The organism is Dyadobacter ginsengisoli DSM 21015 (genome assembly GCF_059568735.1).
The window spans coordinates 754,046-779,982 of sequence record NZ_JCANTY010000001.1 but is presented as its reverse complement, the minus strand read 5'-3'; the positions used below and the strand labels follow the sequence as shown (position 1 = coordinate 779,982).

Here is a 25,937-nt window from a genome sequence, read left to right as displayed (position 1 = left end):
AAACGTCAGATTTAGGATGGGCGAAGGTCGTTCAGTTTTTTGGCCATGGTGCGTGCGCCTTCGGCCACAAAAGTGGCATCTGAGCCGCATGCGATAAACCGGATTCCGAGGTCGTGGTAGGCCGCGTATTCATTGGTATTGAAAAACAGGATACCAGTCGCTTTGCCTGCTTTCCGGGCCGCTTCTACGGTTTCACGCACCGCGTCTTTGAATCGCGGGTGGTCGAACTGCCCGAAAATACCGAGCTCCATGGAAAGGTCTGCCGGCCCGATGAAAAGGACGTCTACCCCGTCGATGCCCGCCACGTCATCCAGATGGTTCAGCACTTCCACCGTTTCGATCTGCGCAATGCCGAGTATGTTGGCGCGGGAATTATCATAATAATCCTGAAAATGCTGGCCGAAACCGGTTGCGCGCACCATTTTGGCCACGCCCCGGCCGCCAAACGGCGGGTAATGCAAACCCTGCACGAGCTTCTGTGCCCCGGCAGGATTGAGGATCTTCGGGCACATCACGCCCTCTGCCCCCATATCCAGCACCCGGTGAATACGCTGACTCTCCGAACTCTCCACGCGCACAATGGCAGCCGTAGGGGTGTGTTCGAGTGCTTGTAACTGGTACAGCACGTCCTTTTCGGAGCCCGCACCATGTTCCAGGTCGATCAGCACCCAGTCGAAGCCGGCGAGGCCGACGATCTCCGCGGTGAGGGAGCTTCCGGTGTTGAGCCAGCAGCCGTGCAGGGTTTCCCCGTTTTGCAGTCTTTTTTTCAGGTTTTTCATTCCAAATTCAATGGTTGATACGATAAGGCTATTTCTTGTCCCACCATACCCGGGTATCGAGCAGGTCGGGACCTTGTGTGGCAATGGCCTTCTGGACATTGTCGTGGTTCACGTTCAGCTCGGCGTCGGTGTAGGTAAGCCTGCGGATAAATGGTTCGTTTTTAAGATCGCTGCCGGGATATGGATTGGGTTTCAGAACCGGGAAGCCGCTGCGGCGGAAATTGGCGAACGCTTCCGGGCCGATCAGGAAAGAGGCTACCCAATACTGCGTGTTGATCTCTTCCAGCTCCTTACCCGCATGCAAAGGGTGCGCGGCCAGGTAGGCGTTCATCGCCGCCTCCCCAATGGCGGTCGCTGCGCCATACATCGCGAACTGCTGCATATGCGCCCTGATCCCCTCGGCGTAGAGCGCTGCCGCGTCCCCGGTCGCCCATTTGCGGACAACTGCCTCCGCCAGCAGTAACTGGGTTTGTGCATGGGTGACCAGGAAACTCGGTGCGTTCAAGGCCGCCATGCGGGTCCTGTCTAGCTGACTGTAATCCCAAAGACTTGCCAGTTTCTTGGCTGCCACATCCGTGCTGATCGTCGTATTATCATACCCTTGCGGCATCCCGATCTGCACGCTTACTGCGCGGTTGGCTTTGGCTTCCACCTGGTCCGCCCCGCTTTGGGCACCCACATAACGAACGGCGATAGACGCCAGCCGCGGATCGTTGTTGGCCGTCAGATAGGTTACAAATTCTTCGTCCAGGTAATAGAATGCCGACTGTCCTCCATTCAGCGAACTACCCACCGGGTTACTGAAACTGGCCGTGTGGCGGATCACCGCATTGTCCTGGCTGGACGCCATAACGCCGCCGGCCACTGCCTTGGCTACGTATTCAGCGGCTTTGGTCGGGTTTACTTTCGAAAGCCGCATGGCAGCCCGGAGCAGCAGCGAATGGCCGAGTTTTTTCCATTTCGATAGGTCGCCGCCATACAGTACGTCGCTGGCTACCGCCGGTTTGGAAGCATCCAGACCCTTTGAAGCGGCGTCGAGTTCATTCAGAATATCGTTGTAAATCGCTTCCTGGTTATCATAGGCGGGTTTGGTGTTGCCCGCCAGGAAACCCAATCCGGCCTCGTTATAAGGTACATTTCCGTACGTATCGGTCAGGATCATGAATGCGTAGGCTTTCCAGATCCGCGCCATATTGTACAGGTTGCTGCGGCTGGCGTCATCCTTTGTTTTGCCCGTCACGTCCGCCAGTTCTTTAATGATGGTCCGATAAAACGTGTTCCAGTTGCCGGAGGTCACTCCCCGGTTGTCCTGATTAAAGTTTGCAGCCGACCCCTGCCCGCTGAATGGCGTGATCATCTGCTTCACGATCGTTGTTTCGTAGCTGAGATTGCCGTACACCGGCGCACTGTTGACGATCGTCGTATTGAGCTGGTAGGCAGGATCTACGGCGGTGAGGGCGATGGGATTGATATTCATTTTATCAAAACCACTGTCGCAGGAAAGCATCATTGTGATGCTCAGCCCGCTGATCAATATTTGAATAGCCTTTTTCATGGTCAATGGTTGGTATTGGCTTAGAATTTCAGGTTGAGATTGAAACCGGTACTCCGGGTAATGGGCAGCCCGGTCGCTTCCAGGCCGATCAGGTTGTCCGAAGGAAAACCAAACTGGTCAGGATGAATGGTAGGAACCCATTTCTTGATCACAGCCACATTGTTCGAGACAATACTCAGCCGGGCTCCTTTGATAAACGGCACATTCTTCGGCAGCAGCCGGGAAAAATCGTATCCGAAAGTAATCTGCCGCAATTGCCACAAGCCCGCATTGTACACAAACTGTTCGGCGATATTCTGTGAACGGACGGTTTCATAGTAAGCCTGTACCACCGATTTTGTCTGGTTCACTTCCCCATTCGGGTTCACGCCGTCACCAATGACAAATCCCTCGGCCCGACCGGGTAGCGTTTCTTTAAGCAAACCGTGCCGCCACGCATTGTGATTCGTCCCAGATATCATCTTATGCCCCAGTTTGAAATCGATCAGAACAGAGGCGGAAAAGCTTTTGTAATTAAAACTGTTGGTAATCCCTCCTACCCATTTCGGCAATGCGCTTCCGAACGCGATCTGCGTCGGCGTCCGTAGCGGACGGCCGTTTCCGGCGTCGAAAACCTGGCGTCCCTGGTCGTCACGAAGGTAGCCGAAGCCATAAAGCTGCCCCATCGGCTTTCCTACCACCTGCCGGAGCTCACCCGTAAAATCGCCGGTGCCGACAGTGATCATCGCGTCGCTGATATTCCCGCCCAGGTCGAGTGTCTTGGTGACATTGTAAGCGGCATTGACATTGAGGTTCCAGGTAAAATTTTTGGTTTGGTAGGGTGTCACGTTCACCATCATTTCCAGTCCGCGGTTGCGTCCCTTTCCGACATTGATGAGCTGAGTGAGATAACCCGAGGCATCGGAGGTTTGGGCCTGCAAAATCTGGTCTGAGGACAGTTTATCGTAATATGTAAAATCAAGTCCGAGCCGGTTTTCAAACAGTTTCAGCTCCAAACCCACCTCCTTTTCCGAAACCCGCATCGGTCGCAGGTCCGCATTCGGAACGGTGGAGCCGTTGATCGTGGCAAGCGGTTGCCCTGCCCCGTTGGGATTGGGGAATTGCTGTGGATTAATGTTGTAAAACAGGTTGTTGGCATAAGGCTGCACATCGGTGTCGCTTCCGACCTCGGCATAGGCCACACGGACTTTACCAAACGAGATCCATGCGGGCAGCGAGGCGGTGAATGCCTGCGAAAACACAAAACTGGCGGTCACGGACGGGTACACAATGCTCCGGTTGGCAGGTGACAAGGTCGAAAACCAGTCGTTTCGAAGGGTTCCGTTCAGGAAAAGGAAGTCGTTGTAGGAAATCTCCGCGGCACCGTACAGAGAGTTGACCTGCCGTTTGGAAAACTCATAAGTCGCATCGCGCTGGCGGCCATTGCCGATCGTATACAGGTCGCGCACATAGAAGTCCTGCACAAACACATTATGTCGGCTCAGTTTGCGATACATCTGATTGCCTCCGGCATTGATATTGAGACCAATGCGCCCGAATGTCTTATTAGCTGAAATCAAAAAGTCGGTGTTCATCTCGCGCACCGAACGGGTATCCTGCACATATTGCCCGTTGACGAACCCCTGCGGTGCGGCCGCCTGCCGCTGACTTCCGGTGGGCAGGTTGTAGTCCTGCTCGCGGGCAAAATAATCCTGCCCTACCCGCACCTGGGCATACAGCCAGTCGGTAAAGTTGTAGCGTACCGACAGGTTCCCGAAAATGCGGTCCTTTTCCACGTTTTCGAACCGTTTCAATGCAAAGTAAGGGTTTGTCCGGTTCGTAAAACGCGACCAGACGTACTCGTTTCCGTTCGCATCGGTGGCATATTTTTCCAACAGATCGAGCGGCATGGAGTTCGCCATATTGTAGAGCACCACCGGGCTGTAATCCTGTTCGGCGATGTTGGGCGGGTTTTTACGATCTTCGTTGGAATAGTTGATATTACCCGAAACCGTCAGTTTTTTGGCCATCGTTTGCGTGAAACCCAGGTTAACGGTCTTGCGGTGATAGCCCGAGCCCGGCAGGATCGTTTTGTTGTCCAGGTTCGAAAGCGAAAGGCTAAAACCGCCGAATTCTCCGCCGGACGACACGGTAATGGTGTTGGTGAATGTGCTGCCCCGGCGATAATAGTCGGTAATCTGATGCTTTTGAGGGACATAGGGCACTTCCACGCCGTCGAACAGGACCTGCGTCATGCCCGGCTGAAACTTCTCACCGAAACTCCACTGTCCCGACGTCGGATTGGGTGTGGTCGGCCGTTTGCCATTCTCTCCCTGGCCATATTCGTATTGGTAATCGGTGTAATCCAAGGGCGTTTCGGTGGTGAAATTGGAATTGAATTCGATACCGATGCCAATGCCCGCCCCGCGGGTTTTCGTGGTGATCATGATCACCCCGTCTTTGGCGCGGGAGCCATACAATGCCGAAGCGGCCGCCCCTTTCAGGATGGTCATGGATTCTATATTGTCGGGATTAATGCTGCTGAGCCCGTCCCCGCTGTCGGAAGTGCGGTTCGCGCCCTTATCGGCCCCATCGCCGCGCGCACCAAAATTACTATTGTCGATCGGTACGCCATTGACCACGATCAGCGGCGAATTGTTGCCCCCAAACGACGACTGGCCGCGAATCCTGATCTTGCTCGTACCTGCCGGGCCCGAACCCAGCGAAGTGATGTTAACACCTGCCATTTTACCCTGCAATGCGTTCATGAAATTGGCGGTCCGGTTCACCGTCATTTCCTCCGTGGCCACGCTGGCTGTTGCATAACCCAAGCTTTTTGCTGCCTTTTTGATACCCAATGCCGTTACCACTACCTCTTCCAGTGCCTTGCTTTCGGGGACAAGCGACACCACCAGGCTCGTCTGGTTTCCGAGGATCACTTCTTTGGACTGGTAGCCAACAAAACTAAACAGCAGTGCGGCATCCCCCTCCTGCAATTCGATTTGAAATGTGCCTTCCGAATTCGTTGTCGTTCCGCGCTGGGTGCCTTTGACGATAATATTCACGCCCGGCAATGCGGCTCCTTTTTCATCGGTAACTTTTCCGGACAGGCTTTTCAGGGGGGGAGCGTTCAGCAAACCGGCATCCGGCAGCAGCTGACCGCTGTCGCCTGCCGGAAGGTCTCCCGCCGAAAGGATGATCTTTCGCCCCGCCAGTTCATATTTGATCTTCAATGGCTTCAAAAGCTTGTTCAATACCTCCTCCAATGGGGTATTCACTACTTTGATAGTCACTTTCCGCGACGCTTCCAGCACATTGGAGCTGTACACAAACTGCACGTCCGTCTCCTTTTCGATGTGTGCCAGCACCTGTTTGATGGCGCGGTTTTCCACCTGGACCGTCAGTTTGCGGTTCAGGTATTCCTGTGCTCTGCCCGTGTGTGCGTATACAACGCCCGCGAGCAATAACATGACCAAACTCTGTGTGATTGAAAACCTCATAAGTTTCAGCCAGAATTTTCTGGTAATGCGTTTTTTCATACTTTTGATTAGGGTTAATGGTTCTTTTAACCGGGAACTTGCAGGTACCGGGCGCGTAACTTTGGCGAGTGGACGCTCGATACTCCAACCTGATGGCAGTGGCTGACACTGCCATTTTTATTACATTATTTGCAGCCTTTTCCGCTGACGATGATCTGCCCGTCGACAACTTCATAGTTGGCAGAAACCGTTTTACAAAGTGTACTCAACTTGTCATACATGCTTTCATCCGAGAAAGCCACCGTTATTTTACATGTCCAGAAACTTTCCACATCAAACTGGACCGGTATTCCGTAAGATCTTTCAATATCCCGCAGAATTACCGGCAACGGCACCTCATCATATTTCAGAATACTCTCCACCGGTTCGCGGGTGAGCTTTTCGGGGTTTTCGACCAGCGTTTTGGAAAGCTGATTGACATTCTTCTCAAAAACAGCAGCCTGGTTTGCGGTGATAATCAATCCTTTCACCTCTTTTTGCGAAGGTTTGTCGACATACACCGACACTTTGCCCGTCTGCACCTGCACCGTAATATTCTTGTCATCGTCGAATGCGCTCACCAGAAACCGCGTACCGAGTACTTTCGTGATGACTTTACCTGTATAGACCATAAAGGCTTGTCCCTGTTTTTTAACCGAGAAAACCGCTTCGCCGGTCAGGTACACCACCCGGGCGCTATCAGCAAACTCCGACGGATAATTCAGATAGGATTTGGGGCTGAGGACTACCTCCGAACCGTCACTCAGAATGATTTTCAATGGCTTGCCGGTGTCATTACTCGTTTTCACCAAATTTGGAGGACTGATGTTGGCGGACGCGATCCGGGGCCTGCCGGCACCACCGTGATAGTAATACCAGCCTATTCCCGCGCCCAGTACAAAAACTGCCGCCGCGGCCATCAGCCAGCGTTTCCATTGTACAATTAACCCGCCCTCCTCGTCGTCGTTCAGCCAGGACCCGGTTTCGGCGGTTTCGCGGCTTGCCTTTGCGATAAACCGCTCCACCTCTGCACGTATTTCCTTCTCGCCGATCGGGTCAGAATCCACGTTTACAGCACGGATGAGGTGTTCGGCCTCCCGGAAAGCGGTGCGTTGGGCAGGATAGGTTTCCAGAAAAGACAGCCAGAAAACCTCTTGCGTGCCCTGGCCCCGCACCCATTGCCGAAAACTCTCGTCTTCCAGAAAATCTTCCACGGTATACGATTCGTAAGGCTTCATTCCGGTTTTAGTTTTTCAATTACGTTATACATTATACGCCAGATCCCGCTTCAGGAAGAGAGGTCGTAGTGCTTTCGGAGATTCCCCAGTGACTTCTGCAGGAGGTTATATACCGACTGGCGGCTCAGGTTCATAACTTCGGCGATCTGCTCGAAACTCAGGCTCTGGTAGAAACGGAGGTAGATCAGCTCTTTCTGCCGGCCCGACAGATTGTTCAGCACGCCTTCCAGCTTCCGGACCTGGTAAACCTCATGTTCCTCGTCAATCAGCCGCAGGTCGGAAGAGAATTCTACCGAGAAAGAATATTCATCGGACAGCATCGATTGGTGGGTGACATGTTTTCTGGACAGCTCACGGAGAATGCGTGTCTTCAATACCACCAGCAAATAGGACCGCACATTCACAACCCGTGCAACCGACTGGTGTGTTTTCCAGAGATTGACGAACGTATCCTGAATACAATCCTTTACGAACTCCCGCTCGCCGTGCAACCTCAAACCCCAATGGAACAGATCGGAATAATAGCCCTGCATGATGTTGGCCAGTGCGTACATGTCACCGGACTGGTAGTCATTCCAAAGTTTCTGAGCTTCATCGGGAGTAATGCGTGGTCTCATCTCGTGTTAGCTGTCACTTTTTCTAGATGAGACTCATTTTTGACATATATACCCCACTATTTTCATCTTTTTTATAAAAATAATGCACAATACTATCACAAAATCCAACACGCTGCCCCAACTCAGGCAACGCACACGGTCGCTATGCCAGCAGCAGCATTATTGAGGCATAAGAATGTGTAGAATTCTGGTACCGGCCTGCAGGAAGCAGGATATCTTGGTTTCGTTGCTCAGGTTGGCACATTTCAGCACCCAGTGTTCCCAGGTGATATGGTGTTCATTCAACAAAACCGCTTCGAGTTTGTGGCTCACCATTTCGTACATCGCATTCAATTCAAAAATTGTCAGTTCCTCCATTAAATAATACCCGGGTTTAGTAATACTATTTTCCCGGGAAGTTCGGCAGTTCACCCGAATGAAGCGTAGCGATGCCGCTCTCCCCGAAAACGCCCGCAAAAAAGGAGCCGGGTTGACAAGCGATCAATATCTCCGTAAATTGTGAGTAACTCCTATATAAATGAGCCGAAACATATGAGAAAACTTACGTCGACCAATTACTACAATCAAACGTTCCTGGAAGAAAAATGCAGGTTGAATGAACTGATCAACCTGCTCAGCAAACGGTGGCTGACCGAAGTCATGTTCAGCATCGAGGAGGGCAACACCCGCTTTTCGAGCCTGAAAGAAGACCTTAAATACATCAGCGACAACATTTTAGCAGACCGTTTGAAGCTGCTCGAACAGCATAAACTCATCATTCGCAACGACAATTTCCGCGAGGTGCCCAGCCGGGTGGAATACAGTTTGTCGGAAGTCGGTTTTAAACTGAGCGAAATGCTGGACGGCCTGTGCCATTTCTCCGAGACAGAAATGGAATTCCCGGAATAAAGGATACCCGGAGACCGCCCGCCCGGTCTTCCACACACTTTATCCGGTACTTCGAAAATTATGAGTGATATCCGGCCGCGCCTGACGACCGTACCAAGCTTGTGGGGCCCGATCACAAACCCACCGCCCGTTTGTTGTACTTCGTCCGGTATTGCGCGGGAAGCAGGCCCGTTATCGATTTAAACGAGCTCCGGAAAGCCTTGGTGTCGGAGTACCCAACCTCAGACATGATGTCGTTGATCTTCCTTTCTCCGGATTCAAGGTGCTTCTTGGCCGCTTCTATCTTAACCCGCTGAATGTACTCGTTCAATGTGTTAGACGTGGCTTTCTTGAAACGCCGTTCCAGGCTGCGACGACCTAATGCGAGCATCTCTGCCAACTGATCGACCGAAATACGACCCGCAAAATTACTTTCGATGTATGTCTGGGCTTTTTTGATCTGCTCGTCGCTGTGCTCCTTCTGGCCCTGGAAGATAATAAAGGGCGTTTGTGTGCTTCGTTCGATATCGACCTGGAAGAATTTGGCGCAATAGATCGCAACTTCCCTGCCCGCATGTTTTTCGACCAGGTAAATCATCAGATTGAGCATCGACAACCCGCCGCCGCTGGAATAAATACCCTGCTCATCCGTAATGATCTTCTCCTTCACCAGCGCAATGCCAGGAAACATTCTTTTAAAATGATGGGCGGCTTTCCAATGCGTGGTGCATTGACGGCCATCGAGCAGGCCTGTCTTCGCAAGCAGGAATGCGCCGACACACAGGCTCGCAACCTCGGCTCCGCGCGCGTACTGCTCTGCAACCCAGCCGATAAGTGCCTCATTCTGGCTCAAATGCGTTTCCACGTCCATATACAATGCCGGAATGATGATCAGGTCTACCGGTCCGGATTCGTCGATCGTCGCGTCCATTCTCACTGAAAAAAGCCCGTCGTTCAACGAAACGTGGCGCGTGGCACCTGTCAGTTTCACCCGGAAAAGCTGTTCCCGGCCAAGGGTGACCAGGTAATCATTGGCTTCGTTAAAAAGGTGCCGGACCATCTCGATCCCGGACAAAACGCCCCCGATGGGCACAATGATCGCTACATTCTTTATGGTCATGGCTAAATGGCTGATCTGGTCACTGTTGTTAAAATGCCGGTTACCCGCGGTTCTAACCGGGTGCCGGTCACAAATTTAACACGCATTGCGGGTAAAAGGAATGTCTGTCAGCACGACATGCACGATTCCGCATTTACATGCACAAAGCATACCATAGCTGCACCACAGCGGTTTTTCTTCATTATTCCAATAAAAACTGTAAAAATAATTTGCAAAACACATCCCGGTATGTAACTTTATTCAGGAAATCATTTACATAGTATGAGCTGGTTGACTGAGGATATCGATCTCGTTCTGATGGCCGTATTTGCCATCACATTTCTGTTGCTTTTCATTAAAAACATAGCGGTCCTCATCATCAGAAAACCCATTCCGGGACTCAAGAGAATCTGGCCGCGACAATCTAAAAATCACCCCTAACACCAATTTGCGACGCGAAGGGAAAAGCTTGTCACCCTATTCACTTCGTAAACTCTTCACTGGGTTCTGCAAGGCGGCTCTCAGGGCCTGGAAGCCAACCGTCAAAAAGGTGATGAGTAATGCCACTGCCAGCACAGCCAGGAATACGCCAGCACCGATCGTTATTTGTAGGTATAGCTTTTCAACCATTGATTCATGGCATACCACGCAATGGGCGATGCGATCAGGCAGGCCGTTATGACCAGTTGAAGAAATTCTTTTGACAGCAACCCACACACATTGGCTATGCTGGCACCCAAAACTTTACGGATGCCAATTTCTTTGACCCGCTGTTCGGCCATGAACAACGCCAGTCCGAACAAACCCAGACAGGAAATAAATATAGCAAGCGTCGAAACGATGGCGGAAAGGTTGCCGATCAGCTCTTCGTAACTGAATTTTTTGGCATATTCGATATCGGCAAACTGATAGTCGAACGGATATATCGGATTATATTTATCAAAAATCGGGGCAATCTTTTCAATGGCAACGGATGTAGGCACTGCGGGATTGATCCGCACGTCAATAAAACTGACCCAGTTTTTATCAAATATAATCGTCATCGGCGCCGCCGCACGGTAGGCCGACCATTCCACAACAATATCGGGGATCACTCCGACGACCGTCCAATTCCTGCCTGCCCATTTCAGGGTCTCACCAATTGGATTTTGCAGCCCCATGCGTTTGACGGCCGTTTCGTTCAAAATGACACCAGTGGAATCCGTGGCAAAGTCACGCGAAAAATCCCGCCCTTCTTTGGGCCTGATACCCATGGTCTTCATGTAGTCGTAGCTCGTGGCCAGGGTCGTAAAAATGACGGATTTATCTTCCGGGGTAGCACCTTTCCATTCCCAACCACTGTTACTGCTCCACCATTGGGTTGGGGGAGAGTTGGTCTTGCACAGGGAGGCTACGGCTCCGGTGGCTAGCAGATCTGCGCGCAGCGCTTCAAAATGATCAAGGAGATCTTTGGAGGAATTGACGGAAATGAGCCCTTCCTTCGTGAAGCCAACCGGCCGGTTCTTGCCATGCTGAATCTGCTGGTAAATAATAATGGTACCGATCATCAGGGCAACGGAAAATGTGAACTGAACGACAACGAGGATTTTTCGGGGCAGTGACGCACCTTTTCCCACATGCACATTGCCCTTGATAATCTTTACGGGGTTGAACGAAGATAAATACAGCGCGGGATAACTCCCGGCCAGCAATCCGGTAAACAAGGTGAAAGCGGCCGTGATGCCCCAAAAAACAGGGTTCCCGAAATCGATGGACATGGCTTTTTCTGTGAGTCGGTTGAAGTAGGGCAAGGAGATCAGGGAAATGCCCAGGGCCAGCACGAGGGCTATACAAGCAATCAGGATCGACTCGCTCAGGAACTGTCCGATCAGCTGTTCCCGCCCCGAACCAACGGCTTTGCGCACTCCCACTTCCTTCGCGCGTTTTTCGGATCGCGCCGTAGATAGATTCATGAAATTAATGCAGGCAATGACCAGAATAAACAAGCCAAAAACGCCAAATAACCGTACATACCGGATAAATCCACCCGTGTTTTTCCCTTCTTCAAAATCCGAATAGAGCCGCCACTTTGCCATCGGGTGCAAAAAGATCTCTGGCTTCACCAACTTCCTGACATTAGGATCATCGGCCTGATGATCGAGCACAACATCTTTAATTTTAGCGTTGGTTTGCGCCGGACTCATACCGTCGTTCAGTTGGACGAACAAGCGCCAGTCGTTATTTTTCCAATCCGTTTTTGCATATTTTTCGACCCAATCGTACAGGCTGTGCTGCAAGTGCCAGGGAAGCAAAAAGTCAAATTGCAGCGTCGCATTCTTCGGCTGTTTGGCAACCACGGCGTTTACCTTTAAATCGGTTTTGTTTTCCAGTTTAAGGATCTTGCCGATCGGATCCTGCCTGCCGAAAATAGCACCGGCCATTTCATCTGTCAGTACAATTGAATACGGTTCTTTTAAGGGGTTCCGTTTCCCGTTCAGGATGTTCAGTGAGAACATCTCAATCGCATCTTCTCCAATGAACATTCCGCTCCGAATGAATTTCCGGTCTCCAAAAATCAGCGAGCGGTTCTCTTCGTTCTTGTACATCGCCACTCCCTTGAAATCCGGGTATTCAGACCTAAGCTCCTCACCCAACGGAAATGGCAGCACGTCCTGTGTTCCCCGGCGACCGTCGAAGGTTTGGTTCAATTTCACCTGATAAAGCGTACTGTAATTTTTATGGTGCTTATTGACCGATAGTTCATCCTGTATCCAAATACCAATCAGCATGGCGACGGCCATCCCTACGGCCAGGCCCGCGATGTTGATGAATGAATATCCCTTGTACCTGGCCAGGTTACGAAAAGCAAGTTTAAAATATGAGTTTATCATGATCGGGTGAAAGATGGATATAGTCCGGAGATCCGACTTGGGAACGTCATTATAAAGGCTGCGATGAGCTTGGGCAGCAGGTTCCTGCCTCCATAGCCTCGGATGCAGCAGCAAGGCCAAGTCCCATACATACATGCGCCGCGCCCTGACGTAACCATATCGTTGCGCACGTTTGTGGAACAATTCATCCATGTCACCCAAGAGCTCTTCCCGCAGATGAGGGGCGGCGGTCCGCGCCAGCCAGTGTCTGGCCCATCGCGGCGGTTGGGACACTTTAATGTTACCCGGCTCTCTTTTCTTCTCGTTCATGCCAAACTCCCTCCGAAAGCGGTTTTACGAATACCGGCCCACAGGTCATTTCGAATTTTACGTGTTTCATGCAAAGCCTGTTCACCTGCGGCAGTTACCGTGAAAAGGCGTTTACGGCGCCCAGACTCATCGGCCGGTCAAGCCGCTGACTGAGCTCCTCCACGACGGCTGCGCTGTAAGCATCATCGTAAAGCAGCGCGATAGTCAATAATACGATCTCTTCAAATTCTCCCAGTTGCGAGCCTTTCATCGCACAATAGTTTTATCCTACTCATTTGTATAGCAAATGGCTTTCCAATGTCTCAAAAGGGGCTGAAATGAGCAGAACGCTCCTTTCAGAAAGCTGACAGTTGTTGAAGTGTTCGTTTGCGAACACCGTTGTACGATGGAGAACAGGTGCCGCAACACCCAATATACCCTGGTAGAGCCAGCTCTATGCCGGCAAGCGAAGTATTTGCGCACCCATGGGCGTTCATCACTATAAGAGAGGCATTCGTCCTGACACCGCTAGCACTTCACTTCCTCGCCAATGAGCTCTCTCAGCACCACCGAAGCGCAGGTGGCGCCGAAGGTGGCCGGAAGGTATGACATAGTGCCGTAAGCCGACTTTTTGTAGTTGCTGCCGTCGGTCAGGATCAGTGATTCCCGGATCTGTTCCTCGGTGGAGAATACGGCTTTGATCCCTTTGTAAATACGGGCCTTTTTAAGGTTTTTCCGGACCTGCTGGGCAAACGGGCAGTTGAATGTCTTCGAAATATCTACCACGCGGAGCTTCGTCGGGTCCATTTTACCCCCTGCGCCCATGGAGCTCACGATGCGCATGTTGCGTTCGTATGCCTGGGTCAGGAATGTCAGTTTGGGCGTTACGCTGTCGATCGCATCCACGATATAGTCGTAGGGATGCGCCGAAAGGATCTGATCCACTGCGTCGGGGGTAATGAATGTCTTGACGACGTGCAGCGTCAGCTCCGGGTTGATCGCTTTGAGGCGTCCGGCCATGATATCGGCCTTGCTCTCGCCGTGATTAGTGGCCAATGCGGGCAACTGTCGGTTCCGGTTCGTGGGATCCACCACGTCTCCATCCACAATCGTCATGGTACCTACCCCACCCCGGCAAATAAACTCCGCCGCAAACGACCCGACTCCGCCCAAACCGATCACCAGTACGTGTGACTGACTCAGTTTGACCAGATTATCCCTTCCTGTCAACAATTCCGTCCGCGAAAGCCAGCTAAAATCCTGCATTATCCGATGTTAAAAATCTTGTTAAAATTCCGTTCGAGCTGCAAAACAAGGTCTTTTTCCGGAATCCGCCTGATGTGAGCGGCCAATTTATAAATGACCCGGATTTCGGCGCCGGTGTCATCGGTTTCCAGAAGGAGCTTTTCGATGGGTGTCGAAATGAACGTTCTGTGCATGTTTCCGTCCATATGCAACAATACTTTACCGAATGAAAGGTAGTGCCCGGCTCGGATCACGGGTTCCAAAATCGAAAGCTTGTTGTTGACGCCATGGAAAATCACTGGCACCTTCACATCACGCAGGCAATGCAAAGTCTCCTGGAACGCCTTCACGCAATGGATGATCAGCGGCTTCCCCAGCTCCTCCGCTATCCGGATCTGCGGCTCAAAAGCATCGACCTGCAATGCCCATGGAGTGGCTGTCAGTTTATCCAGCCCGCACTCGCCAATCGCCAGCACTTCGGATCGGGAAGCGTGTTCAGACAGTGATTGAAGGTCCGTATGCAGGGTTTCCGCATGGAGATACCACGGATGCAAACCCATACTGACGCGGCCATTCAGTACTTGTTCAAAGTCGTTGTGCAGATTTCGAACCCGGATTAGCTCCTCTGAATCAGCCGACTGATGTGTATGAACATCATAGTACATATGTCCTACTCGAACGGATTGACGGTGTACATCATCTGGCGGCCGGTGATTTCGCGGGAATCAGGATTGTTCCTGCCTCTGAAACCCGTCACGGAAAGGTGGTCGGCTCCCCGGTAAACGAATGAGAGTGTGGCCACGGGCCGGCCGATATTGAACATTTTAGAGCCTTTGTCTGTGTAGGCATCGGCCAATTCGCACAGCGTCACAACATCGGGAAATTCGAGGCATTTTAAAGTGAAGCCGTCGCCATCGCCGTCCCAGTTCAGATAAAGCAGATAGCGCTGTTCCGGTGCGATTTCGAAGTAAAAATTAAACCGTGGCTGACCGTCATAGGCCGCGGACAGCTGTAATTCCTTTGATTCGGGAAAATAGGTTTTGATCTCGTTACGTAAGTATTCGAGTGACTCCATTCAGTTGGCGGTGCAGTTTCGGAACTAGGTGTAGAAACAAATATATCCAGCCCGCGTTAAAATTTCAAGGCTTTGACTACGCTTCCTGAGCCTTGGCAACCGTTCGAAACGCAGTTTATTAAATCACCCCTATTTATTCTCAGCATATTACCAAAACATCCGTCCGATCATTAGCCCGGAAACATCCTGATGACATGCTTAAACGTTTTTCCCAGCGGTAATTCCTTGCCGTTTCGCATGCGGATCACATTCCCCTCGATGTAATGGACAAATTTTTTATTGAGTATAAATGACTTGTGAATGCGTATGAATGTCTCACCCGGCAACTGCTCCTCAAAACTACTCAATGTGCGTTGCGTCAGCAAAAAATCCTGCTGCCCCCAAACCTTGACATAGTTACCCAGACTTTCGAGATAACAAACCTCTTCCAGCGGCATTTGCACCAGCTTCTTGTCCGATTTGATGTAGATCTGCCCGCTCTCGGCGGGTTGCAGGGGAATTTCAGATGCCGCGGGTACTGCTGCTGACGCCGCCCCTTGTTTCCGCAGGGTATGCAATTCCAGGGCACGGTTGGCGGCTTTCAGGAAACGGTCGAACCGGAAGGGTTTCAGCAGGTAATCCACCACTTCCAGTTCGAAGCTTTCGAGCGCGTGCTCCTCGTATGCGGACGCGATGACCACAAGCGGGGGTTGACGCAGCGTACGCAGAAAATCGAGGCCGGTAAGCTTAGGCATCCGGATATCGAGGAAAATCAGGTCTACGGCATGGTTGCTCAGAAATGCGAATGCCTCCGTAGCGAGGTAGCATTGCCCGGCCTTTTCCAGAAAGGGCACATCCTCCATGTAGCGCAGGATGATGTCGTGCGCCAGCGGCTCATCGTCCACGATCAGGCAACGCAGGTTCATACGAATTGTAATTCGAGTTCGGCGGTGAAAGTCTGCCCATCGCCTCCGGCGACCATTCGGTACTTTCCGGGGTAGAGCAATGCCAGACGTTTCCGCAAGTTACTCAATCCGATCCCTCCCTGTGCGTCGGCCTGCGGTTCAATTGAATTTTTACATACAAAAAACAGGGATGTACTATCGATCCGCAGCGATAAATGCAGGAATGCATCGCCCTCGGCCTGCTCGATACCATGTTTGAACGCATTCTCCACAAAAACAATCAGTAAAAGCGGCGCGATACTGACGGCATCTTCCTTAATATCCTTTTCAAAGCGCAGGTCGAGGTGTTTGCGGAGGCGGATCTGTTGCAATTGCAGATAGTCTTCCAGGTAACGTACTTCCTCGCCAATGCTGACGAGCGGTTCTTTGGCTTTATAGATCACGTACCGCATCAGGTCCGACAGTTGCAGAATGCTCTCGGATGTCTGCTCCGAGCGTTGCAGGCTCAACGCGTACAGGTTATTAAGGGTATTGAAGAAAAAATGCGGGTTGAGCTGCTGTTTCAGCAAGTCGAGCTCGGCCTGGGATTTTTCCTTTTCCAATGCGCTGATCTGATTATTCTGACGCGTCCATTGAATAGCAAGCAGCACGGGGAGACTGATCCCGAGAATAAGAACCGCCCCGAATGCATTTTCTCCATCGAAAGGATACGACGAAAATACGCCGCCCAATAATTTACTAAGCGGCAGGTTTGCCAGCAGTACGCCTAAAAATGGGTAGAAAAACCCTACGACGGCTAACCCGCAAAGCATGTACCGCAAGGCCCCGTGCTCTTTCAGGACCTGCGGCACCAGCCATTTACTGTTTATGTAAAAGAAGAAAAAGCCTGCGAGGTACATCAGCAGCAACTGTGCCGTGTAACCCAGGAACGTGGGAAACCTACGCACGATCCTAAACAGATCGAGCTCGAAACCAATCAACAGCTGGTCTTTCGTGTGATAAACAGGGTTATCTACGCTGGAAACAGCCATTCCGCCCAGTATCATCGCCCATGCGGTAATCGTAAGCAGCACCGCCTTTTCGAGGCTTATCGCGTGAATCCATTTGAATGCAGGCAGGTTACTCAGGTACTGGCCGGTCAGGATGAGCACGCATTCCAATACCGCAAGACAGATCCCTCCCTCAAAAACGACCGACCACATCTGTACGCCGGGACGCATCAAACTTCCTGAAAGGACCATGACAACCGGCAGATAACAGCCCCAAAAAAGCCGCCAGTAAAATCGGCTGCGCCCCTCGAAACGGCCTTCGGCCTTGCTTTCCCGCTGCCAGGCCAGCCAGAAGCCGGGAAACCAGAACAGCACCGATACAGACAGCGCATTCCAGTATGCCTGCCATTGACTGCCCTCGCCCCCCCAGACGTTGGCTATGGATAACCAGCAAAGGGTTCCGAGATAGAGCAGGCTGTCCTGCCGGCGTGTGAGTGTCCTGAACATAGGATTCCGATTGGTTTGACGCAAAGAAACCGGCAGCGGCAGTCGCTTCCAAAAAATAATGACAACCGTCGCGATTCCGGTGACATAGGTTCAACAATGCGGAAATGACCGGTTTCAGGACGTTCGTCACCGGATCGTCCTCCCTCTTCATTATTAATTGGCGTCCCCGGCAATCGTATGGATTTTTGAGTTCCATGATTCAAAACAGATCCCATGCGATTGAAAATCTCCAACCTCTCCAAGACCTATCCCGGTGGCATACGGGCCCTCGACAAAGTCTCGCTGGACATTCCCAACGGCCTGTTCGGCCTGCTGGGCCCCAACGGCTCCGGTAAATCCACATTGATGCGCATCCTGGCGACGCTCGCATTGCCCGACAGCGGTAATGTGGCGTTCGATGATCTGGATATTCATTCCCATCCGCACTGGCTCCGCTCCCGGCTGGGTTACCTGCCGCAGGATTTCGGCGTTTACCCGGGTATTTCAGCCGCATCTTTGCTCGATCACCTGGCCGTGCTAAAAGGAATAGCGGACAAAAAGCAGCGCGGCGAACAAGTGGCGGCATTGTTGCAGCTCACCAACCTGTATGCCCAGCGCAAGCAGGCTGTAAGCACTTTCTCTGGTGGAATGCGGCAACGGTTCGGCGTCGCGCAGGCATTGCTTGGCAATCCGCAACTGGTGATCGTGGACGAACCTACCGCGGGCCTTGACCCGTCGGAAAGGAACCGCTTCCATGACCTGCTGAGCGAGGTCGGCGAGCAGATCGTCGTGATCCTGTCGACACACATCGTGGAAGATGTCCATGACCTCTGCCCCGAAATGGCCGTGCTCGCAGACGGACGCGTGGTATGGCAGGGAAAACCGGCGTCGCTCACCCATGCGTTGCAGGGACGGGTCTGGCGAAAAATGGTCGTCAAAGAAGAACTGCTGTTGTTGCAGGCGGCCTTCCGCGTCATTTCAACCCGCCGCATTGCCGGCCGGATCCAGGCCCATATCCTCTCCGACCACCGCCCGGACTCCGGTTTCGAAGCATTGAAACCCGAATTGGAAGAAGTCTATTTCGCCACGCTCCACGACGCAGGAAAGGAGGTGCGACATGTTCGCTGAACTGCTTCGCTTTGAATTGCGATATCATTTTGGCCAGATCACCTTTCGCCTGGGTGCCGTACTTTTCTTCGGGCTGGGTATGCTGATGACCTACGGCAGCTTCGGCGGGCCCGACGTACACCAGAATGCGCCTTACGTAATCCAGATGATCGTGTGCCTGCTTTCCCTGTTCAGCATTTTTACCGTCACGCTCGCCTGTGCATCGGTGGTGCTGCGCGATGGGCATTACCATATGGAACCGCTGATTTTTGCCACCGGACTGCGCAAACCGACCTATTTTCTGGTACGGCTCACAGGGCTTTTACTCGCGATGAGCGTCATCCTCGTCCTGGCCCTTGCCGGTATAGGCCTTGCCATGCCGAATGTGGCAGCAGAGCACCAGGGGCCCTTCAGGATCAGTCACTTTATATACCCGCTGCTTACCTTCGGCATTCCAAACATCTTCTTTTGCAGTGCCATCCTATTTGTCACCGCCGTGCTCACGCGCAATGCCCGCTTTGTTTACGCGGCTGGTGTACTGCTGTTCATCCTTTATTTCGTGGGCTCCATCCTTGGGAACTCACCTATGTTGGCCGGTGCGACGCTGAAACCGGGCGGCCCGGATTTCTTATCTATTCTGATCGATCCCTTTGGCTTTACAGCTTTCTTCGGCGAAACCAGAAATTGGTCAACGGCAATGCGCAATACCTCATTGTTTCCGCTTTCCGCGCCTTTTCTCCTGAACCGTCTGCTGTGGATGGGTCTGTCGGCCGTGCTGCTGGGTCTGGCCTATATCCGTTTCAAATTTGAGATCACCAACCCCAAAAGCTCAAAAAAGCGAAACAAAGAAAAAGCAGTCATGCCAATACCGGCCCGTTATTCACCTGTTCGAACCCGCATCGATACCCTCACCTACCCGCTTGCGACCTGGCGTTCCCAATGGAAGCTCGATGTCCGTAGCATTTTCGGTCACGTGTTATGGCCGGTGCTGATGGCGCTTTGGGTGTTTTTCAACGCCGTCGAATTGTACGAAAACCTGAGCAACGGGGTTTACGGCATCCGTAGCCATGCCACAACCGGTATCATCGCAGAACAACTGCTGGCGGTGCGGCCTGCGCTCCTGCTCATTATTTTTTACGGGGCGGAGCTCATGCACCGGGAAAAAACTTTTGGCATGCAGGCATTGATTTTCTCGACTCCGGTGCGCACCGCGACCATCTTTCTTTCCAAACTGGCGGTGCTCACCACGCTGATCTTCTCACTGATCACAGTCCATATCGCCACCGGTGCCGCAGTGCAATGGTTTGCCGGTGCCGATTCCTTCGATTGGGGCATTTACCTCTCTTTATATTATTACTGCGGAATGCCGCTGACCCTCTTTGCCGTGCTCGTCCTTTTTATTCAAACTATTTTTTCAAACAAATACCTGGGAATGCTCGTCAGCGGGCTGCTGATCGCCATTTTCATTTTTGCCCGGAGGCTAGGAATGGAGAGTTATCTGTTCCGGTTTGCCATTACGCCAGGCATGCGATATTCCGATTTTAATGGCTGGGGAGTCCATGGCACATCCTTTCACGGCTACATGTTATACTGGTTCCTCTGTGCCTGCGTGCTGGCCATCGCGGGCATGCACCTGGGGATGGATAGCGGGCAGGCTACCTGGCGGACGCGCCTGCTTGCAGGCCTGTCGGGATGGGGCCGGCTTTCCGTTTTGGCTTGTGCGGTATGTATGGCGTTGTTCGCAGCTGCCGGATTTTACATTCAATCCCAAACCACTTCCACAGCCAGCGAACGAACCGGCTCGGCCAATGAGCAATGGCAAATCGCCTATGAGCGGAAGTACAAATCCGTCGAAAATGCTGCCCAGCCCGTGATAAAAGCCATCCGCCTCCGAACCGACCTTTTTTCGGATGAAAACAAATACGCCGTACGCGGCCGCTACCTGCTTCAAAACCAATCGGACCGCCCGATCAGTCGTCTGCTGATCGGTTCCGATCCTGAGGTGGATGTAGTTCGTTTCAAGATTCGTGACGCGCGCGCAGCTGCATTCGATGAACCCTTCAAGCGTTATGCCTATGACCTGCCAAAACCGCTGCTGCCCGGGGATACGATCGGCCTGGATTTTACGATGCAGGTAACCCGACCGGCTTTCGCGGCATTTAACAGCGAGCACTCCGTCATTGCCAACGGCACCTATATCGAGCTCGAAAAGTACGTACCCTACCTGGGTTACCAGGCTGATTTTGAGGTCAGTAATCCGGAGATCAGGCAAAAGAATGGTCTCCCAAAAAGAGCAATCCGCACCTCGACCGTTCGCAGCTATCATTTTGTTGATTTTGAGAACCTTATCTCGACAGCCGTCGACCAGTATGTGGTATCGCCGGGGAGGTTGGAAAGCACCTGGCGTGAGAAGGAGCGAAGCTATTTTTATTACAAATCTTCGCAGCCTATGCGTCCTATGTTTGCATTGTCCTCGGCCCGGTACCGCGTCATCGATCAATATTACAAAGGTGTTACATTCCGCATTTGTCACCAGCCCATGCACACCGGCAATGTCCCGGCCATGATGCAGGCCATGCGGGATGCCGTCGACTACGGGAATATGCATTTCGGCCAATACCCGTTGCCGGAGCTAACATTGGCCGAAATACCGCATTATCCCGGCTCGGCAACAGCTTATCCGGGTGTTATTTACAGTCAGGAAAGGATCAATTTCATGGGTGATTTCCGGGACAGCAGCCGGTTCAACCATGCCTATGCCACCATTGCGCACGAAACCGCGCACCAATGGTGGGCTAACCGCCTCTCCCCTACCTACGGGCCCGGCGATGCATTGCTCACAGAAGCGCTGGCGAAGTACACCGAGGCCATGGTCACTGAAAAACGTTTCGGCAAAATGCTGCTCCAGCAATACCTGCGTGCCGACAACCAGCTCTATTTCGCGTTTCGTGGAGCCGCAGGAGAACGGGAATTACCATTGGTGCAAACGTACGATCAGCCTTTTGTACATTACCAGAAAGGTGGCCTGGCATTCTATAACTTAAAAGAAATACTGGGAGAAAGCTATGTGAACCAAGCACTTAAAGCCCTGCTTCATCAATATGGCTATCCAAATCACAAGCCATTACCTGCCGATCTCGTGCAGGCACTTGTACATAGCGCCACACCCGCACAGGTGAGACTGATCGACGGTCATTTCAATCGGGTGATTATCTACCAAAACCGCATGAAAGCATTGTCGTGCAAGTCATTGCCCGATGGCCGGTTTGAGATCGTTTTACAAATTCACGTGCAGAAATTGGATGAAACCGACGGGCATACACGGTTACTTCCGGCAGATGACGATTTTGAAATCGGCATTTTCGAAACGCGGCCTTCCGCGTGGAACCCGCAGACAAAGCCGCTGTACTTACGCAAATACCATTTTACAAAACCGGAAACCATCATTCACGTCACGACCGACAGAAAACCTTCGTTTGCCGTGCTCGACCCGATGAGTTGTGTCCTCAATGCGAATGGTGATGATGGTGGTGTGTGTGAATTGCGTCCAACCCCTTAAAAAACTCCCAGATCACGGCAAGCGCGTCGATATCGCGGTTCATATGGCCCATGGAACGGATCGGAATGCGGAAGTTCGCATTAGGAATCGTGTGACCACCGTCCGTTATCCTGACAAAACTAACCTGTTTACCTGTTTTTTCTGAATGGTAGTTTTCACGGATGGCCGTAGCGGCGCCCTTCATCCGGCTTTCCGGGTATTTGCGCACCGAATGAGGGATCGGGTCGCACTGGGCAGCTTCCAGCCAGTGTTCGAGGCTCCGGACGGTACCCTCCACGGATCCGGTACTTTGCCCATTCAGCAACAGTTCACCGCCATTATACGGGATAATGGGATCGGCCATACCACTGAAATAAATGAGAGAAACCGGCTGCTGGATATTTTTGCATTGATTATTGTCCTCTGTCGGTAAATTGGCGCTGATAACGGCAAAGCCCTTGAACCAACCGGGTTGCGCATTAGCCAGCCTGATCACCATTTGTCCGCCATTTGAAAAGCCGGCGGCATAAATTTCCTCCGGATCGACGGCGTAGTCGTGGATGAAAAAATCGATCAGCTGGCGGGTGAAGCCGATGTCGTCGATATCCGCCTGTCTGGCGGGAAACGGCGCGTTTTTACGACAGTCGTTCCAGTTTCCTTTAAAACCCTGCGGATACACGATGATCGCGTCCTGGTCCCGGTCGGCCAGCAGATCGAACTCATGACCTGTAAGGATCTGCATCATCCATGCCGTCAGCCCGCTGCCGTGGTAAACAACAACCAGTTTCGAATGCGGTTTCAGGCGGCGCGGAAGGTGATAAAGGAAGCTCCGTTCGAGTCCTCCGACCACAACCCGGCCTTTTTTTAAAGGATGAAAAATATTCCAGCGGTAGAGGTACAGGAACAGGGCGACCGGTAACCCGGCAAGTGGCAAAAAGATGATCAGCGACATCGATATGAAGGAGTGACATTTCCTAACCAACGATAACAGCCAGCCAGCAAGTTCAATGCGTTTATTTTTCTCATTGGAACAATTGAAATAGCCTGGATACAGAACCTATTGCCGCTTCGGGCCATTTATGGGAAGCCAGAGACCATTGAACTTTAAACGCCCTTCTGGGATTACCTCTGCAATAGCACGCATTTGTACATGGATTTTCGCTTCGAACAAGACATCAAAAATTCCTTTTCAGTCACCCGGCTCGAAAATGCGGAACGCTCCTCATCTGTCCCTGAAAGGCTTGGCTATCACCGAATTATATTTATTGCCGAGGCCAATGGGACCATCGAGATCGATGGCGTTGCATTTCCATTGACGGGCAAAAAGCTCTTCCTCCTTTCAAAAGGGCAGCTTTGCCGGTATACTACATCTTCCGTTGTGACCGGCTACGAGCTGAGTTTCGGGGACTGTTTCTGGGAAAAAACTCCGGACAGCGCCAGTAACTGCAAGGCCGTTTTGTTTAATAATGCTGCCGAAAACCAATGCCTTCCGGTAAATGACGCAAGTTTGCAGGAATTGAATTTTCTGTTTGAAACACTTCACAATGAGTTCGAAGCCAGCGATTACAATAACAAGCTGGACGCGCTGGCTGCCTACCTCAAAATCATCATGATCAAGATCGCCAATATCCATGCGGAAGCCGGCACGGGTTTTGACAAGTATGAAAAACAGGTCTACCGGCGGTTTATCGATCTGGTGAGCCGGAAATACCAGTCGGTGCATGAAGTGGCGGAATATGCCGGTGAACTGAACATCCCGGCCCGCCGCCTGACCGACATTTGCAAACGTTGTGGTGGCAAGGGTGCTAAGGAGATCATCAACGGGCAGCTCATTGCCGAGGCTAAACGTTCGCTGCAATTTTCGTCCCAGCCCGTGAAGGAGATTGCCTACCTGCTGCATTTCAGCACACCCGAGCAGTTCAGCCATTTTTTCAAGAAGAATGCAGCCATGTCGCCCCAGGACTATCGTACACGTTTCGTCAATTTTGGCAGGTGATCCGTAAAATCTGACATTCCCCGGCCTTCCCGGAGCACCTAATTTTGTCGAAACAAAAATCGATAAAATCATGTCTGCCAAGTCATTGCATACTATTGCGGGTATCCGCATCCCCGACAGCCAGCTCGCCAACGATGCCACCGACCTCCTGCTCGAACATGGCACCGAGTTTATTTACAACCACTCATTACGTGTCTTCCTTTTCGCATCGCTGAACGGCAACCGCGAACAGCGGACCTACGACCCCGAACTGCTGTATATCAGCGCCGTGTTCCATGACCTCGGCCTGACGAAGCATTATAGCAGCCCCGACAAGCGTTTCGAAGTGGATGGTGCCGACGCCGCGCGCGACTTTTTAAAAAGCAATGGTTTACCTAAGGAATCCCTCCAACTGGTATGGGATGCCATTGCGCTGCACACTACCATCGGTGTGGCCGAGTACAAGGAGCCCGAGGTTGCGTTGCTCTACTCCGGCGTGGGCCTCGATGTCATGGGCGAAGGCTACGAGCACCTGAGCACACCACACCGCGAGGAGATCATCGCGGCGTTTCCCCGCAACAACTTCAAAAACAAGATCATCCCGACGTTCTTTTCAGGTTTCGCGCACAAAACCGACACGACGTTTGGCAACATCAAGGCCGATGTATGCACCTATATGATCCCGAATTTCGGGCGTAAGAACTTCTGCGATTGCATTCTGCACTCGCCCTGGAATGAGTAAGCAGGATTTACTTTAAATACCCCGGCACTTCATCGACGATCGATTCAAAGAGCTTTTTCGCGCTGGTATGTTTCAAAACCGGCGCGATCTGGCCACCCCAGAACATGATCAGGTCCCATTGCTGCTGCTCGGTCGCTGCTTTGCGGAGCGGCACGATAAACTGGTTTTGCAACGGGAACGGAAGCAGGTCCTTCTGCCCGGCCAGTGTTTCGGTGTAGCGGCTGCGAATGCCGCGGCCCAGGCGACCGGTAGAAACCCGCGTCAATGTGGTGTAGCGGGCCGCGTCCGAATGCAGCAGACCGCGGTGATAGGCAGTGGCACCCGACTCTTCGGTAGCCAGGAATGCGGTCCCGATCTGCACGCCTTCCGCCCCTAATGTCAGCGCAGCCGCAACGCCGCGCGCGTCGGCGATACCGCCCGCCGCTACCACCGGCGTTTTGACTTTGTCACGGATCTGCTGTACAAGCACGAATGTGCCTGTCAGAGAGGCTTCGGGCGATTCCAGGAATGAGGGGCGGTGGCCGCCCGCTTCAAAACCGGATGCGATGATCACGTCTACTCCTGCGTTTTCCAGCGCAATGGCTTCATCGAGCGTGGTGGCATTCCCGATGAGTTTGATATTCTTTTTACGGAATTCGTCGAGAATGGTCTGGGACGGGATTCCGAAAATGAAACTGAAAACAGGTGGCCGGGTGGTGAGCAATGCTTCTACCTGGTTTTCGAAACGGGATGGATAGGCGGCGGGTTTGGCTGGCAACGGAGCGCCGAGTTCGTCAAAGAACGGTTTCACCAGGGCTTTGGCCTTCTCAAATGCTTCGTCGCTAACCTCCCCGGACGGCCAATCCGAGTCGGAGACCCAGAGGTTGATATTGTAGGGTTTGCCGGTGGCTTGTTTCAGCTCCTGATCCAGGGTAATGATTTCCTCCGGTTGGAGCATGTAAGCGCCGTATCCACCCATGCCGCCCAGGTTCGAAACGGTCGAAACCAGTTTGACGGATGATAAATTACCCCCGAAAGGGCCTTGCAGGATCGGATATTGGATTCCCAGCGTGCGGGAAACTTGGGTTTGGTTCCACATAAAAAACA

Annotated in this window: 21 protein-coding genes; 5 read left to right on the top strand and 16 right to left on the bottom strand. The window is 52.2% G+C overall.

Going from position 1 to position 25,937, the window contains the following annotated elements:
- Positions 1 to 11: 11 nt before the first annotated feature.
- The 6 genes from BP71_RS02590 to BP71_RS02565 form a co-directional block, all read right to left on the bottom strand.
- On the bottom strand, positions 12 to 779 hold the full coding sequence (locus tag BP71_RS02590; protein ID WP_496376290.1) for an HpcH/HpaI aldolase family protein: 768 nt from the start codon (positions 777 to 779) through the stop codon (positions 12 to 14).
- 28 nt (positions 780 to 807) lie between these two features.
- Positions 808 to 2,334, bottom strand: a complete 1,527-nt coding sequence (locus BP71_RS02585) for a SusD/RagB family nutrient-binding outer membrane lipoprotein (protein WP_496376288.1) — start codon at positions 2,332 to 2,334, stop codon at positions 808 to 810.
- Positions 2,335 to 2,354: 20 nt separating this feature from the next.
- A complete protein-coding gene (locus tag BP71_RS02580; protein WP_496376286.1) occupies positions 2,355 to 5,852 on the bottom strand; it encodes a SusC/RagA family TonB-linked outer membrane protein in 3,498 nt (1,165 codons plus the stop codon).
- Positions 5,853 to 5,977: 125 nt separating this feature from the next.
- A complete protein-coding gene (locus tag BP71_RS02575; RefSeq protein ID WP_496376284.1) occupies positions 5,978 to 7,069 on the bottom strand; it encodes a FecR family protein in 1,092 nt (363 codons plus the stop codon).
- A gap of 50 nt (positions 7,070 to 7,119) precedes the next feature.
- Entirely contained in the window at positions 7,120 to 7,686 is a 567-nt protein-coding gene (locus tag BP71_RS02570) for an RNA polymerase sigma factor (RefSeq protein ID WP_496376282.1), read from the bottom strand.
- Positions 7,687 to 7,845: 159 nt separating this feature from the next.
- Positions 7,846 to 8,043 carry a hypothetical protein gene (locus BP71_RS02565; protein ID WP_496376280.1) on the bottom strand — a complete coding sequence of 66 codons (198 nt, stop codon included), beginning with the start codon at positions 8,041 to 8,043 and terminating at the stop codon, positions 7,846 to 7,848.
- A 174-nt stretch (positions 8,044 to 8,217) separates the two neighbouring features.
- On the opposite strand from BP71_RS02565, the gene BP71_RS02560 reads away from it, so the two are divergent.
- On the top strand, positions 8,218 to 8,574 hold the full coding sequence (locus BP71_RS02560; protein ID WP_496376278.1) for a winged helix-turn-helix transcriptional regulator: 357 nt from the start codon (positions 8,218 to 8,220) through the stop codon (positions 8,572 to 8,574).
- Positions 8,575 to 8,686: 112 nt separating this feature from the next.
- Here BP71_RS02560 and BP71_RS02555 read toward each other — a convergent pair whose 3' ends face one another.
- From BP71_RS02555 to BP71_RS02520, 8 genes are all read right to left on the bottom strand, one after another.
- Positions 8,687 to 9,673 carry a GlxA family transcriptional regulator gene (locus tag BP71_RS02555; protein WP_496376276.1) on the bottom strand — a complete coding sequence of 329 codons (987 nt, stop codon included), beginning with the start codon at positions 9,671 to 9,673 and terminating at the stop codon, positions 8,687 to 8,689.
- 581 nt (positions 9,674 to 10,254) lie between these two features.
- Positions 10,255 to 12,831, bottom strand: a complete 2,577-nt coding sequence (locus tag BP71_RS02550; RefSeq protein ID WP_496376274.1) for an ABC transporter permease — start codon at positions 12,829 to 12,831, stop codon at positions 10,255 to 10,257.
- Positions 12,832 to 12,925: 94 nt separating this feature from the next.
- A complete protein-coding gene (locus BP71_RS02545) occupies positions 12,926 to 13,081 on the bottom strand; it encodes a hypothetical protein (RefSeq protein WP_496376272.1) in 156 nt (51 codons plus the stop codon).
- Between the two features lie 257 nt (positions 13,082 to 13,338).
- On the bottom strand, positions 13,339 to 14,076 hold the full coding sequence (locus tag BP71_RS02540) for a tRNA threonylcarbamoyladenosine dehydratase (RefSeq protein ID WP_496376270.1): 738 nt from the start codon (positions 14,074 to 14,076) through the stop codon (positions 13,339 to 13,341).
- Positions 14,076 to 14,720, bottom strand: coding sequence for a TatD family hydrolase (locus BP71_RS02535; RefSeq protein ID WP_496376268.1), 645 nt, complete (start codon positions 14,718 to 14,720; stop codon positions 14,076 to 14,078). Before BP71_RS02535 ends, BP71_RS02540 begins: the two co-directional genes overlap by 1 nt.
- A 5-nt stretch (positions 14,721 to 14,725) precedes the next feature.
- Positions 14,726 to 15,130 carry a hypothetical protein gene (locus BP71_RS02530; RefSeq protein ID WP_496376266.1) on the bottom strand — a complete coding sequence of 135 codons (405 nt, stop codon included), beginning with the start codon at positions 15,128 to 15,130 and terminating at the stop codon, positions 14,726 to 14,728.
- Between the two features lie 170 nt (positions 15,131 to 15,300).
- On the bottom strand, positions 15,301 to 16,035 hold the full coding sequence (locus tag BP71_RS02525) for a LytR/AlgR family response regulator transcription factor (protein ID WP_496376264.1): 735 nt from the start codon (positions 16,033 to 16,035) through the stop codon (positions 15,301 to 15,303).
- Positions 16,032 to 17,510: a sensor histidine kinase gene (locus tag BP71_RS02520; RefSeq protein WP_496376263.1), complete on the bottom strand. Its 1,479-nt coding sequence runs from the start codon at positions 17,508 to 17,510 to the stop codon at positions 16,032 to 16,034. The genes BP71_RS02525 and BP71_RS02520 overlap by 4 nt, the downstream gene beginning before the upstream one ends.
- 213 nt (positions 17,511 to 17,723) lie before the next feature.
- Between BP71_RS02520 and BP71_RS02515 the strand changes: the two genes are divergently transcribed.
- Both BP71_RS02515 and BP71_RS02510 read left to right on the top strand, forming a co-directional pair.
- Positions 17,724 to 18,617, top strand: coding sequence for an ABC transporter ATP-binding protein (locus BP71_RS02515; protein WP_496376261.1), 894 nt, complete (start codon positions 17,724 to 17,726; stop codon positions 18,615 to 18,617).
- Entirely contained in the window at positions 18,607 to 22,155 is a 3,549-nt protein-coding gene (locus BP71_RS02510) for an ABC transporter permease/M1 family aminopeptidase (RefSeq protein ID WP_496376259.1), read from the top strand. The genes BP71_RS02515 and BP71_RS02510 overlap by 11 nt, the downstream gene beginning before the upstream one ends.
- On the opposite strand, the gene BP71_RS02505 is transcribed toward BP71_RS02510, so the two are convergent.
- Positions 22,103 to 23,086: a CE1 family esterase gene (locus BP71_RS02505; RefSeq protein WP_496376257.1), complete on the bottom strand. Its 984-nt coding sequence runs from the start codon at positions 23,084 to 23,086 to the stop codon at positions 22,103 to 22,105. The two genes, BP71_RS02510 and BP71_RS02505, sit on opposite strands and share 53 nt — an antisense overlap.
- A gap of 198 nt (positions 23,087 to 23,284) precedes the next feature.
- Here BP71_RS02505 and BP71_RS02500 point away from each other — a divergent pair, with 198 nt between their 5' ends.
- Both BP71_RS02500 and BP71_RS02495 read left to right on the top strand, forming a co-directional pair.
- The gene (locus BP71_RS02500; protein WP_496376255.1) at positions 23,285 to 24,130 is read left to right on the top strand and encodes a helix-turn-helix domain-containing protein; all 846 of its coding nucleotides are present in this window, start codon (positions 23,285 to 23,287) and stop codon (positions 24,128 to 24,130) included.
- A gap of 70 nt (positions 24,131 to 24,200) precedes the next feature.
- Complete coding sequence (locus BP71_RS02495) at positions 24,201 to 24,851, top strand: HD domain-containing protein (RefSeq protein WP_496376253.1); 651 nt, start codon at positions 24,201 to 24,203, stop codon at positions 24,849 to 24,851.
- A 7-nt stretch (positions 24,852 to 24,858) separates the two neighbouring features.
- Here the strand turns inward: BP71_RS02495 and BP71_RS02490 are convergent, their stop codons facing one another.
- On the bottom strand, positions 24,859 to 25,929 hold the full coding sequence (locus BP71_RS02490) for an NAD(P)H-dependent flavin oxidoreductase (RefSeq protein WP_496376251.1): 1,071 nt from the start codon (positions 25,927 to 25,929) through the stop codon (positions 24,859 to 24,861).
- Between the last annotated feature and the right edge of the window lie 8 nt (positions 25,930 to 25,937).